Origin of the sequence: Stieleria bergensis, assembly GCA_007745635.1 — a bacterium.
Lineage (GTDB): Bacteria > Planctomycetota > Planctomycetia > Pirellulales > Pirellulaceae > Stieleria > Stieleria bergensis.
In genome coordinates this window covers 5,300,366-5,314,049 of the sequence record CP036272.1, presented here as the reverse complement: position 1 = coordinate 5,314,049, position 13,684 = coordinate 5,300,366, and the positions used below count along the sequence as shown (strand labels likewise).

Annotated in this window: 5 protein-coding genes; 1 reads left to right on the top strand and 4 read right to left on the bottom strand. The window is 56.0% G+C overall.

Going from position 1 to position 13,684, the window contains the following annotated elements:
- The first annotated feature begins 105 nt into the window (after nucleotides 1–105).
- Nucleotides 106–825, top strand: coding sequence for a sialate O-acetylesterase (locus SV7mr_RS18585; protein ID WP_419187589.1), 720 nt, complete (start codon nucleotides 106–108; stop codon nucleotides 823–825).
- On the opposite strand, the gene SV7mr_RS18580 is transcribed toward SV7mr_RS18585, so the two are convergent.
- From SV7mr_RS18580 to SV7mr_RS18565, 4 genes are all read right to left on the bottom strand, one after another.
- On the bottom strand, nucleotides 815–3,877 hold the full coding sequence (locus SV7mr_RS18580) for a protein kinase domain-containing protein (RefSeq protein WP_145275549.1): 3,063 nt from the start codon (nucleotides 3,875–3,877) through the stop codon (nucleotides 815–817). The two genes, SV7mr_RS18585 and SV7mr_RS18580, sit on opposite strands and share 11 nt — an antisense overlap.
- The gene (locus SV7mr_RS18575) at nucleotides 3,855–4,640 is read right to left on the bottom strand and encodes a sigma-70 family RNA polymerase sigma factor (protein WP_145275547.1); all 786 of its coding nucleotides are present in this window, start codon (nucleotides 4,638–4,640) and stop codon (nucleotides 3,855–3,857) included. The genes SV7mr_RS18580 and SV7mr_RS18575 overlap by 23 nt, the downstream gene beginning before the upstream one ends.
- 371 nt (nucleotides 4,641–5,011) lie before the next feature.
- Nucleotides 5,012–7,192 (bottom strand): peroxidase family protein, encoded by a 2,181-nt coding sequence (locus SV7mr_RS18570; protein ID WP_145275545.1) that lies wholly within the window; start codon nucleotides 7,190–7,192, stop codon nucleotides 5,012–5,014.
- Between the two features lie 265 nt (nucleotides 7,193–7,457).
- Entirely contained in the window at nucleotides 7,458–13,679 is a 6,222-nt protein-coding gene (locus SV7mr_RS18565) for a WD40 repeat domain-containing serine/threonine protein kinase (protein ID WP_145275543.1), read from the bottom strand.
- Nucleotides 13,680–13,684: the final 5 nt, after the last annotated feature.

Here is a 13,684-nt window from a genome sequence, read left to right as displayed (position 1 = left end):
GAATCGTTGCCGCCGGCGCTGTGAATCGTTGCCGCTGGTGCGTCGCAATGGATTAAGCTAATGGCTGTTTCAACTCGCCAATGCTTTTTTCCCCAGGAGCTCCTCATGTTCTCTCGCCGCCATCTTCTGTCTTTCGCCGCCTTGGCTGCACTGGCATCCACCGCAACCATTCCATGCGTGCAGGCTCAGGACGCCGCAACCGGCAAGCACTTGATGATCCTTTCGGGTCAAAGCAACATGGCTGGCATGGACCCCAACGCCTCGTTCACCCCAGCGGTTGAGAAGCAGTTTGGCAAGCAGCATGTGATCGTGGTCAAGCACGCCCGTGGTGGTCAGCCCATTCGTCGTTGGTACAAACAGTGGCAGCCGTCAAGCGGCCAAGCGGTTAGCAATCCGGACAGCCGAGGCGACCTGTACGATGCTCTGATGGAATCCGTCAGCAAGGCGATTGAAGGAGAAGAAATCAGCAGCGTCACCTTTGTTTGGATGCAGGGTGAGCGAGACGCGAAAACCAATGAAGTTGCCGTCTATCAAGATAGCTTAAAAGGACTGGTGCAGCAGATTCGCGACGACCTCAAACAAGATCAAGTCAACGTCGTCATCGGAAAACTCGGTGCCGGCCAGTTAAAGGGTCGGCCGTGGAGCCAGAACTGGGCTAAACTGCGCAAGGTCCAAGAGGAAGCGTGTTCGGAAGATCCACGCTGGACGCTGGTGGATTGTGACGACCTGGAAATGAAGAAGGACCAATTGCACTTTACTCCCGAAGGCTACAAAGGCATGGGGCAACGCTTTGCCGAGGCAGCCATCAAGCTGATCAGTCAGTAGACTTGGCAGGTGTTTCGGGGACGCTTGGGGGCGACGTTTGATTCGGCGGGCCAAGTTGCTGGTTCGGGCCAGTGAGACCGGGGCGAACCGGTCCGATTCGGCCCGGTCCTCTGCCTTCGGGGCCTCTGCCTTCAGGTCCTCTGCCTTCAGGGCCTAATCGGTTTGGTGCTCGTCCCTCTGGCCCCATTCGGCCTGGTCCTCTGCCCTCTGGTCCTCTGCCGCCAGGCGGAAAGACCCTGCCAGGGCCGAACTCACTGCCAGGTCCAAAACCATTGCCGGGGCCGAACTCATTGCTAGGTCCAAAACCATTGCCAGGGCCGAACTCATTGCGGGGGCCGAAGTCAAAACGTGGCCCTCCAGGTCCGAACGAGCGTTCTAAGCTTCGTCTTGGCTTGGCTGCTTGCTTGGGCGGCCAGACCTCTGACTCAGCGTCAAACCACTCTTCATCCAGCTTGGCCACGTGCTGTTCACGTTCCTTTTGGTAGCGCGTGACCTGGGGGCTCTTCTCAATGGCTTTCTCGATCACTTCAGCGGCTTCCAGAAAGTAGGGATCCGCTTTCAGGAACATGTTTTGAGCGTCGTAGATCTTGCCAACATTGCTAAGCGTGTCGGCAAGGATGCTATACGATTCTGGATGGTCGGGCGCGACTTTGACAAGCTCACGCGCTCGCCGCAAGGCAACCAGGAAATCATTGGTCGCATGAAGTCTGTCCCCCAATGACGCGCGGCTGAGCGCCAAGTGGTTCATCGTTGCCACCAGGTTACGCAGATAGTCAGGACGATCGGATTGACGACTGTTCAGTTCGTGCGCCAATTCAACGGCGTCCAGGTCGGTCTCAATCGCTTGGTTGAATTGGCCAGCATTGTACTGAGCGGCAGCAACGTGAATCAACGTGACCACATAGTCGTTGGTGACGTCCAGATCATCTACCTTTTGCTCTCTTAGCACCTTGTGAATCGCCTGTGCTCGCTTGGCATCCTCGACGGCGCGGAGCGGGTCACGATTTTGATTCAGGGTACTAAGGTTGCGTAGGATTCTGACTTCCAGTCCACGGTCGCTGTCTTCGCCCAGAGCGTCCAGGGCATCCTGGAAACGCTCGAAGGCTTTGGCTTCATCGCCTTGTTGCGTTTGTAGCAGGCCCAAGTTATTGAGCGTGGTTGCCAAGCAGCGTTTGATTTCAGAGTCGTCGCCCTGGTGGTTCAATCGTTGCTGGGTGGCCAGCGCATTGGCGTAGTATTGCGTGGCTTGTTCATACTGGCCGCGTCTGGCATAAATCTCGCCAAGATTGTCTTGGTTGACGGATTCGTTCAGTTGCAGCGAGAGGTTGCTGGAGTCGGCCTCCAGCAGCTCCTGCAGCATTTTTTCGCTCTGGTGCAGGTGTTCCAGTGCGGCGTTATCGTCACCGAGTTCACGTTCCAGTCGCCCCATTTTTCCCAGGGCCAGAGCCATGTCAGTTCGCAAGATGGAATCGTCTTCTGGCGTGGTGATGAAACGCTGATAGAACGCCAATGTGTCTTCAAGGAGTTCTTTGCGGATCTCACTTGCCGCCGGGATTCCAGCCAAACGCTCGGCGGTCACCAGCGCCAGCGAATCAACTGCTTCGCGTGCCATGCGTTCTTTAAGCTTGGCATTGTGAGCGCTGTTTTCGGCTTTGCCTTTTAAGTCAGCAAACGTCATCGTCGCAATGGACAACCCTAAAGTGGCCAGGACCATGAAACTGACCAGCACTAATGCGGCACTGCGGTAGCGTGCTGCGAAAAGGGAAACATGGTCCAGCATCGACGGCGGCCGGGCCACGGTCGGTCTGCCGTGCAGCACGTTTTGAAGATCCTCGGCAAATTCGGCAGCGGTTTCATAACGCGCATCACGCTGCTTTTCCATGCCTTTGCTAATCACCGTGGCCAGATCACGCGGTAAATCGGGACGCAGTTTTAGCAGCGGTGTCGAGGTTTGATTGTCAATCTGCCGAATCACTTCGGTTGCCGTGTCTGCATCAAAAGCCGGACGCAGCGTCAGCAATTCATAAAGCGTGACAGCCAAGGAGTAAACGTCACAGCGTCCGTCAACCAGAGCCGACTTGCCGCTGGCCTGTTCGGGGCTCATGTAACGAATGGTGCCCAGCATGTCGCCACTGCCGGTCAGCGACAGATCCGCCAGCCCACGAGCCAGTCCAAAGTCCGTGACCCAGATCTTGCCCTGCCGATCAAGGATCAGGTTGGAGGGTTTGATGTCACGATGAATCACACCGTTGACATGTGCCTCGTGCAAGGCTTTGGCGGTATCGCTGGCCCAGCCCACGATGCCTTGCCAGTCAACATCCTGCCGGCCAGACTCTGGCGGTGCACTGTTTTCTGAAGCAGTGTTTTCCGAGGCAACCGATGGTTCGTTGCCCGATTCCACTTTGGCACGCACCCAGCTGTCCAGCGACACGCCGTCGATCAGCTGCATCACGTAATAGTACAGCCCCTGGTCACTGCCGATGCTGTAAACGGGGACAATGTTTGGGTGCGATAGCAATCCTGCGGCGCGCGCTTCGTTCTTAAAGCGAGCCACCTGAATGCTGTCCAAGGTCGACGACAGTGGCAACAGTTTGACGGCAACGCGCCGGTCCAGCCCTTCCTGTGTGGCTTCATAGACGATGCCCATTCCGCCACGGCCAATGATTTTGAGCAGTTCAAAATCGCCCAACCGCTTCAGCGACTCCGGGTTAGCCGGAACGTGCGCAGCGGCATCGGCTTGATTGACGCCGTCAGCCAACGCGACGCCGTACAGTTGATCAAGCTTGCGCAGATAGCTTTCAAAGGTTTCTGCGATGTCTAGATTGTCTTCGATCGCTGCGCGTACGTCGAACGCTTGGCCTTGTTCCAAAGCGACCAAGTACTGATCGAGCAGGTCCGACAATCGCTGTTGTTGGTCCGCGGTCAGGCCGTTGTCACCGGAGGACCCCGCCGCTTGGGAGCTTGTTGAACCTGCTTGCGATTCAGGGCTCTCGATGCGGGTGGCATCCTTCTGGCCGTCAGTGGTTAAATCAGTCCGATTTGTCGTTCGCATTGGCTTCCTCTTCGTGCATCTTCAATGCGTCTAATGCTCGTAGCCATAGCATTCGTACCGCTCCGTTGGATCGGTCCATTGCTTTGGCGGTTTCTTCAAAGGACAAGCCTTGAAAGATTCGTAGCTGAATGACTTGCTGATAATCGGGCTTGAGCTTTGCGAGTTGTTCGGCGACTGCTGATTCGCTTTCGCTGCGCCGCATGGCAGCACTTGGTGGATCGAATTGACCGGGAATCACTTCGACGATGCCTTGGGCAGAATCGTCCATTTTTTGCGAGACCGCATCGATAGAAATCTCGCGACGAATGTCTCGCTTTTCAACCTTGAGGTGTCGATCGAAACTGCGATGCAGTGTGTGGATCAAAATGGTTCGCAGCCAGCATAGCAACTCCCCCTGTGACTTGCCGCGAAAGTCACCAAAGTCACGGTGGGCTGCCATCATGGCTTCTTGGACGATGTCCGATGGATTCAAACGTCGAGCCAAGCGGCGGTCCAGTCTGGACGAAGCCAAGATGTTTAAATAGTTCGCATACCATTGCAGCAATTGGCCCGTGGCTTCACTGTCGCCCGCGCGAGCCGCCGATAGCAACCGCATGAAGTCGCTATTGCTGGGATTGGAATGAGTTCGGTTGGGATCGCTTGACGCAGAGGGATCGGTGTTGGGGCCCGCTGAGGAGGTTGGATCGGGTTGGGTCGAACCCCCGGAAGTGTCCTGGTTGGATGGGACATTGTCCTGGTTGGATGGGGCGTCATGCGTGGTCATCGCTGTTTCTCCAATCAAACGCGAATGAATGGGCTGGGGCGTCGATCGCGTTGCCTGTCTGTAATTAAACCCCTTGGCTTGGCCTGTGTCGTCAGATGATTGACGTTTTTTCAAAAAACAGCTCTCTGTCGGTCTCATTCTTCCTAACCTTGGGGGGCGTCGAACAGGGAAAGGTTGCTTGGCAGCAGTCAACGCAGTGCTGCCAAGATGGATGAAAGCTTGGCAGCAGTGGCAGGCTGGCAAATCGTTTACCAGCGGCCACTGCTGCCAACACAAGGAGAGCGGAAATGAAATCAGAATGTCGCCGTTCGTTATTTGGCTTCAAGCACAGTCGACTTCCAGAACTCGCTCAACCGCAAACCGCCCGCTGGTCAGACCAGCACGAAATCCAGCTCTCGCAGTTGCATGTCGCCCGTTCGGATCAGGACATCGATCGTGTCACCGGTCTCCGCTAGCCGAATCTGGTAATCACCGGTTTCATTGAATTGTCGGAATCGGTAATTGCCACGCATGTCGGTTGTCGTCGACGCGATCACGTTGCCGTCTTCGTCCAGTAATTCAACTGGCACGCCAGCGACTCCGTCGGAAGCCGGTCTGTCGCGCAGAGGCCGATCGCCGAGCAGTTCTTGATCTCGAATCAAGTCCAGTGTGGTGACCTGGCCGCGGACTTCAGCGCGGAAGAAGAACACGTTGTCTTGCAAGCCACGAACCTCGGTGTTGCGTTGGATGATGTCTGCCAATGAGGTGGATCGAATGCGATGCAGTTGCTCGCCCTCGAAGACATTCTCGTAGTAAAAGCGATCGCCATCACGCAGACGCTGGAACTGTTCGGCAATGATCGTTTGTGTCAACTGACCGACCGCGGCACCCGGCACGTGATCTTCGGCCATCAAGCCGACCCACAGATCGATATGGTTAACATCGCCATACAGGGTTGCCAGTTTCTCTTGCAATTCAAGATTGCTGGTCAGGTCTGCAAAGGATTCGTAAGCAGGCAGTCCATAGGCAACACGCGTTGAGTTGTAATCAGCCAACCCGTGATCACGGCCTCGTTGAATGTTTAATGCCACCAGGTCCAGTCCGCCGGCACCGGGAGGGCCAAACAGGAAGTTCCGCAAACTGTCGACGACTTCCAGGTCAATTTCCTGAGACAGTGACGAGGCATCATATTTCAGAACCGACCCGATGCCGTTCTCCTCAAGCACGGCGGTATTGAAGAATGCTTCGGCCAGGCTTAACTCTTCGCTGACCGCTCGGCCGTCATTGCCGAAGAATTCGACGTCATCGTTAAGGGTACTATGGCCAAACCGGAACGCGGCTGTCGAGAATTCGGTTGCGATCCCGGGATTGACCGAACTGTCGTAGCCTTCGTAACGCGTGATGGCTCGCCGACCTAGCAGCGCTGGTAAGTACTCGTGATACGTGATGTGTTGCAGTTCGGCGATCACCATCGATCGGGCGTGCTGGAAAATTTGCTCGTCGTTCCAACCCTCATGCTGTCGGGCAATGTGCTCTGCCATTCGGTTGTGCTCGCGCAAGAACAGCGCGTGCATTGCGGTCAGTGAGGGGTTCTCTGCTGCGCGAATGTCGCCTGCCAGGATGTTGCCATCTTCGTCCAGCGGTGGCAGTCCATTGTCGCGAATCAACATGCGACCGCCTTCGAACTCTCTGAGCAATTCCAGTGTCGCTGCGTCACTTCCGTAGATCTGAGACCCATCAATGAAGCTCGTGATCGCATTCATCTGTTGCCGTGGGTTGTCGACAGAGGTCCCCGTCTCAGGATCATAGTCACTTCGAATCAGTGGAATCTCCGCTTCGCCGGTTCCGGTTGGATCAAACCAGGCGTCACCGGTGGGAACCTGAATATTGAACAGTTCATAGTCGGCCGGGTTGTCGGGATGCCCCGACAGATCAATGTCATGATCAAGGAACTGTCCCCAAACATAGACAAAGGCGCTGAGATCACGCTGGCTGACTTGGCCTTCCGCTTCGATCGCTGAGAGCAGGTTGCTAATCTCTCGAGTGCTTGGGCGATCAGATCCGGCGGGTTCACTGATCCCATCGGCATACTGGGCTTCTGCGACACGCAACAGGTTTTCACCGGCCGAACCCCACTGCGGGTTTTCAAGATGATTGCCGGTTCCATCGATCGATTGGAATTCGCGACGCTGTTCTGGGACAGGTGGCAGTGGGCGTGGCCCCTGGTCACGCTGGCCACGTTGGTAATCCGTGGGCTCCTGATCGGGGCGATTCAAGCGATTGATGACCATCAACGCGTCGCGAGCCGATTGACGCCCGTCGTTATCAACGTCGGTGAATTGATCGACACGTGATGGGTCAGGCCGGGTCATCGCGTTGATGACCGATAAGGCGTCAATCACTGAAACCACTCCGTCATCGTTGACGTCCTCGGGATGGTAGTGATTGTGAAAAAAGGCATCCGCAGCCAGCATCTGGCGTTGTTCAAGCGTTTCCGGTTGCAGGTGACGCTGCTGTTTGGCTGACTTGCGTCGTTTCCGCTTGGACCATGAGTGAGACGAGAATGGGTTCATGGAGTCGCCCTTGATTGAGAAGAGAGGGAGCAGGAAAAGGCGGGCAACCGCTGACGATTGCTCCGTTCTCTAACAGGGATGAATCCAGAGAGGATGTCACAAAAAGAATTTCCGCTCGCCCCCTTTTTTGACAAGCCACCGGCGGGTGTAGGTGGCTTTCCTACGCAGGGGCTCGAATGCGCAGGTCTCTCCGGGGCGGGGTTCTCCTGCGCGGGGGGGCGCAGCAGCAGGGATGCATACCGCATTCGCAGTGCATTGCGGTCGCTTACGCTCGCTCGGCGGCCTTGATGGCTGCGATGCTGTCCGGTGCGATCGGTTCGTCTCCGTTGATCTGCTCGGCGTCTTCGAGTTCGACGTCAATGATCACGGACAGTTTTGTCGGATACAGTTTTTGTTGATTCTCTGTCGCAGCTGAATCGTGATAGCCGATCTGTTTGACACCGATTTCAATCTGACGTGCGGTGATCACATTGAGTTGTTCCAAGATCCCATCGGATTCGTCTTGGTCTTCCGCGTCACTGTTTTCATCGGTCACAGTTTGTGCGACGGGATTGATGTGATCGCCTGCCGATACCCCTGGGTGAAATTGAAAGGCAATCGAGCGTAGCAGTGTTTGCACGGCGGCTTGATCGGCGTTTTCGTTCAGAGCACATTCTAGCTGTGTGGTCGGATTGCCCGCCGCTAGGGCTCGCCGAACCGAGAGGGTTCCAATGTGGCGTGCTGTTGCGTTGGGGCTAGGGATGTACATGACGTTGACAGCGCCATTGACTTCACGGACTTCAATGCTTCTTCCGGACGAAGTGCGGATCGGCAAGAGGCTCAGCTCTTCGTTGATCTGATCGTCTGAATCAGTGATGGTGGCATAGACCACTGCCGAACGAAAGTCAGCCAAGAGACTCGGATCGTGCAGCATCAGTGACTGCTGAAGTGCGACTTTGCCTTGGCTGCTTTGGTAGGCAAATTGTGCGCGGTTACCGGAGAGCGAAATGGGTAGGATGGGGGCGCCATTCCAGAGAATGGTTTGCCCTTCGGTTCCCGCTGTGACCAGCGAGCGGTTGTCTGGCGAGAGCGAGATCGAAGTGACCATTCGGTGCGCTTCATTGGATAGCAGCTCTTTGATGTCTGAACTCTCACCGTCACCTGGCTGATTCTGTCCGCGACCAACACCACCCAGATCCCAGATCACGATCTGTTTCCCTTGAGCGGTGATCATGCGCAGGCGATCGTTGGTCAACACCAGGTCGTTCACCGGTTGCGTGTCTTGTTGGACAAGCTTTGTCACCGGTTCACCGGCATCGTCCCAGATCGAGATCGTGCCCTGATCGTCACAGGTGACCATCCAGGAGTCATCATGTGCAAAGCAAACGCGTTCGACGCGTCCGGATTGCCAGTCAATCAAACTTCGCTGAAACTGGCCGTTGCCATCGGTTTTCCAAATCAGGCCGGATGTTTCGTTGCCTACCAGGAGAGTGTTCCCTTGATGGCTCAATCGAGCGCAGTTCGCGACGGTAGGCTGCTGGGGTTGGTGCTCTTGGGTCACGCTCCAGGATTGATCAAACGTCCAAACCAGCCAGCGTCCGGTACGATCAACGGACAGAAAGCGGCTGGGATCAGACGGGAAAAACTCAGTCATCACAATCGGCGCTAAATGGGCACCTACTAAGTGAACGGCTGCATCACCTTGTTCACTCCAACGACCATCCAGCAAGTCCCAGACGCGAAGGTTGCCTTCATTATCGCCCATCACCAATCGAGTGGACTGGCCTGTCAGCGGGTCGTTCGCAAAGTCAAGTGACTCAATACGAGTCGATGGACGAAAGCTGGCTGTCAGCGTTTCGAATGAATTTGCGTTGCTGTCGCTTTGCTTCAGCAGCTTGGCACCTTTACCGCCAACGACCAACAGTTCAGTGGTCTCGGGTTTTTCCAACAGCACCGTGGAGGCCACTTCGGATGCTGCTTTGACATCGATGGTTGCGAAGTCTTGGTCAGCTTGATTCCATTGCCAGAATCCACTGACATAGGGTGAGACTTTTTGCAGTGAATCAGTGGTGGGGAAATACAGGCTCACCAGGGCTCGCTGTCCGTCTTTGGCGAACTGCACCGATTGCACAGTTGGCTGATTGCTGGACCAGTTTCGTGAGCCGGCTTTGTCAACAGGCAACAATGTTGCGACCAGTTCTGGCGTCTGATCGCTGAGATCGAAGACTCGGCAGACCGGGCTTTCCAGCGGATCTCTTTGCAAGCGACTATCAATCGGTGCGTGACCGACGATCAGTTGTTTGCCATCACTGGAAACATGGACACTCATGACGGGCTCTCTGCTGGGCAGATCGGTAAGCTTTTGATACGTCTGAGCGTCCCAAAGAGCGACCTGTCCCGCACTGCTAGCGGTGACCAAACGATTGGAGTTGGGGATGAACCTGCATGCCACAATCGATGTGCCATGAGCCCGCAGGACTTTCTTCAGCTGACAGGTTTGTTTTTGTTCGGCGTGCTGATGATCGAAGAGATAGCAGTTGCCATCCGAGTCGCCGACGATGAATTGGTCGCCATTTGCATTGAAGGAAGCGGCGGTCAGCACTGGCATCTGGCGTCGCAGTTGCGTGAACAAATCGTGCTGTTCAGAATTCAGTGACGTGAGCGTGATCTTGCCCTGCTTGTTCCCGCTAGCCAGCGTTAGCTGTCGATCGATGACCGATCGGATCAGTTGTCCCAGGAGTGGCGTCTTGGTGATGCTGCCATCGCGGTTGACGACCCAGAACGTTGCCGGCGCGATGCGGTTGTCGCTGCCAGTGACGACGGTCGCGGTTTGTTGGTCATCGTTCCAGTGAATCGCTGCGGTGCCGCGAAAGCCAGTGCCGATCAAGCTGGCGAGGTTGGTTCCCGACTGCACGTCCCACAACCGCGTGGTGTTATCGCCAGCAGCAGTCAGCAGCCGATTGCCTGAATCGTAGAACTGGCCCGTGCTGGTTAACAAATCATGCCCGTCGATCAAGCGTTGGGCTTTGCTTTCCCCACCGGACGCCATGTCCCAAACGGCGATCGTTCCTCCGGCATAACCGGTGGCAATCCAGCGCTGGTCAGGTGAATGCTTGGTGACCGTTGCATCAGAGAGGCCAATTTCACTGGGACGGAATCCCATGCGACGTTCAGCAACGGGAAAGAGCGTGCGCGGCATGGAATAGTTTTGCCAACGCCAAACTTTCGCGCCGTCGAAGGCTGCCGAAATGATCTCCTGGCCGCCGGCGATGAATGCAGCAGAACGAACCCAGCGACCGTGTCCACGCAGGACTTTGTCCAGATTCCATGACGGATCAGCGATGTCTGGATCAGCCGATTGGCTCCACAAGCGGATCGTGTTGTCATTGCTGGCAGAGAGCAAAAAGGTGTGCCCTTCAATGACTGCCGCTCGGATGGAACGCACACTACCATCATGTTGTTGCTCAAGATCGCCGAGCAACGAAAAGGGATGCTGTTGGACGGTTTCGCCCGACAGCCTGTCTTCAAGTTGCTCGGATTCCTCGGCCATCTTTTCACCATTGCCTGGTTTCCAGATCAGCAGTTGTCGGTCGAATCCACCGGAGACAATGTGTTCGCCATCGGGCGTAAACACAGCGCAGTAAACCGGTCCCTGATGACCGCGGAAGTCAGCAATTTTTTCAGCGGTCCCCGCTTGCAACGCCAGTCGCCAAACACGGACTCGGCCGTCTTCGCAGGCTGTTGCCAGCGTCTTTCCGTGAGGAGAAAATCCCGCGGACCAGACTTGTTGTTCCAAGTGGTTGCGAATCACAATCGTTTTTGCATCACCCTGATAGTCCCACACTCGCGCGGTTCGATCGCTCGCACTACTGGCCAGTCGGTTGGATGTTTTTGAGAACGTCAGGCAGTTGATTTCAGCTTGGTGACCGACAAGTCTCTTGACGGGTGTCTCCAGCCCAGCCTCGCGATTGAAAATCCAAATCGGATGCACGCTTGCCGGCGCAGGGCCGGCTAAATTGGCTTGCACGTTCTTTGCCACTGCTTGATCATTCAGTGGCAGTCCGGCCACAGCAATGGTTTTTCCGTCCGCTGAGATCGCCACGCTATCGATTCTTTGGGCGACGTGATGAACGCTGTGGTCTTGAAACAGTGTTTCCTGTTTTCTGATCAATTGATCGTCTGCAGCGATGATGGGGTTGTGCCAAAGATGGAGTTGTCCCTCTTCGGTTCCCGCAACGACCACGCTGCCGTCCGCCGAACTGTCCAGTGTGCGAAAGGCTTCATTCGGTGACAGGTCGAGCATCGCCGGTGGCTGCGATGCCTCTTTTAAGATGCCCCATTCGATATGGCGAAGCTTTGGTTTAAGCGAATTGGGATCTGCATCCACTGCTGGATCCAGGCGATCCATGATCGAGGTTGCGCGATTGAACTGGTTTTGCCGAATGGATTCGGCAGCCAAGCCAATCTCGGACCCATAGCCGGCTTCTTCGGCGCGCAGTTTTTCCTCGCGCGCGCTGGCTTCTGCGACCAACGCAATGTTCAGGTGATCGACGGCAGCGAGACGCAGGATTTCGGCGCGGTCCGACATTCTGTCCGCGCGATCTCGTTGCTTGACCGCTTGCTTGCGATCGTTTTCCGCTTTGTCTTTCAGGTCATTCGCTGTCTGGGCGGTAAGTTGTTGATCGACGCTGTATCGGTAGGATGCAACCAAGAAGCCGACGACGGCTAAGATCGCCACGCCAACGGCGACTCGTGTTAGCATCGCTAATCGTCGCCGAGCGTTCCGACGCTCTTTGAGCTTCTTGATCAGGCCCTGGTGTTCAGCAACCGTCGGATCCAAAATGCTGATGCCGAGTTCGAAGTTCTCTTGCTCCAGTGCATTTTGTGCATGATCTAGAGTGGCAACCGCCAGGCCTTCGACAGCTGCAGTGTTGCCAGCCCAAAGTTTGACAGATTCCTCGAAGGCAAATCTTGCTCGCGCGAACTCGTCGCTGCTGTTTTGCTGACGGGCTTCGTCTAAGTGGACTTCGGCGCTTTCGGACAGTTTGATGCTTTCGCTATGCGATTGGAATTCGCGAATCGCGTCTTGTAATTCTTGAACGCTTTGATAGCGATCGTAGGGGTTGGTTGCCATGGCGCGATAGGCAATGTCAATCAACTCGCCGGACTTGTCGGTCGGAACGATCTCGTTGGCAGCGGCGGCCAACAACGCTTCACGGGCGTTGCCGCGTTTGGGGTGGGGGGGTGTGCCGGTCACGATCTCGTACAGCACCGCACCGATCAGATAGATATCACTGACCACGCCCAATTCTGAAGGGTTGTGGGCTGCCATTTCCGGTGCCATGTAGGCTGGCGTCCCGGCTGGACCGGTGGCCACTGAAGCCCACGGTTTGTTGGGGTCTTTGGCGATCGCAACCGCGATTCCCCAGTCCATGACAGAGACTTCACCAAACTGTCCCACCATCACGTTGTGTGGCTTGATGTCTCGGTGCAGAAAGTTGCGATCGTGTGCGAAGGCCACGGCATCACAGAGCTTCATCAAGATTTCTAAGTTCTCAATGTCGCTCTTTTCATCAATCAGCTCGTTCCAAGGTTTTCCCTGGACGTGCTTCATCGAATAAAAGGGGACGCCGTTCTCATCGCGACCCAGTTCATAAATCGGAACGATGTTGGGGTGTTCTAGCTGACCCGTGACAACCACTTCTGAAATGAACTGGCTTTCGCCAACACTGCCGGAATTGGCCAGTTCCTTCATCGGCACCTTGACCGCAACATTACGGTCCAAGGAGTTCTGGCGAGCCGACCAGACACGCCCCATGCTGCCTTCGCCGATGACTTTGTCCAACCGGTAGTCACCTTGCTTGGCCCCTTCGGTCAGATCGGCTGCTTGCTTGATCGAACGCGTGGCGATGCTAAGTGTGGGCGGTTCTGATTTTGTTTCCGTCGAGGAACCACCCGAGCTAAGCGTGTGCTCGCTGGTGCTTGAACCACCAAATGTTGATTGCCACGTTTTTTCAACGTGACGACGAAACTGAGGCGATAGCTTGCGAGGTTGAATCAAACCAGCCGACTCAGCGCGACTGGGAATCCCAGGACTGTCCGATTTAATGGCCGTCGGATCAAACCCAGACGCATCGCTAGCGGGAGGCGTTGCCGGGGGAGCTGTCGGTGAGGGCGCCGCACTGGCTGAGGACGCCGCAATCGGACCCTGCGCTGGTGAGCTGGCCGAAGGCCGATCCGATGTGGGGCCGGCTAGTGGAGCTCCTGCTGGCAGGTCACTGGGCAAATCACTGGGGACATCACTGGGGGGCTCAGGCGGTCCAGCGCTGGCTGGCTGCTTAGCGGCGGCTGACGGTGTCGAGGCGACGTCCGTCGCATCTGAAGCCGCCGCACTTGCTTCCATCACTTCTTCCGCACCGGTAAAGAAGCACGCACAACTACCGCAGCGTCCTGCAGCCTGTTCGCGCTCGTGACATTCTGAACCACAGTAGGAGCAGATCACGATCATGTTAG

Excerpts from the sequence above, each read along its gene's own strand:
- SV7mr_RS18585 (WP_419187589.1), top strand. The coding sequence starts at position 106 with ATGTTCTCTCGCCGCCATCTTCTGTCTTTCGCCGCCTTGGCTGCACTG.
- SV7mr_RS18580 (WP_145275549.1), bottom strand. The coding sequence starts at position 3,877 with ATGCGAACGACAAATCGGACTGATTTAACCACTGACGGCCAGAAGGAT.
- SV7mr_RS18575 (WP_145275547.1), bottom strand. The coding sequence starts at position 4,640 with ATGACCACGCATGACGCCCCATCCAACCAGGACAATGTCCCATCCAAC.
- SV7mr_RS18570 (WP_145275545.1), bottom strand. The coding sequence starts at position 7,192 with ATGAACCCATTCTCGTCTCACTCATGGTCCAAGCGGAAACGACGCAAG.
- SV7mr_RS18565 (WP_145275543.1), bottom strand. The coding sequence starts at position 13,679 with ATGATCGTGATCTGCTCCTACTGTGGTTCAGAATGTCACGAGCGCGAA.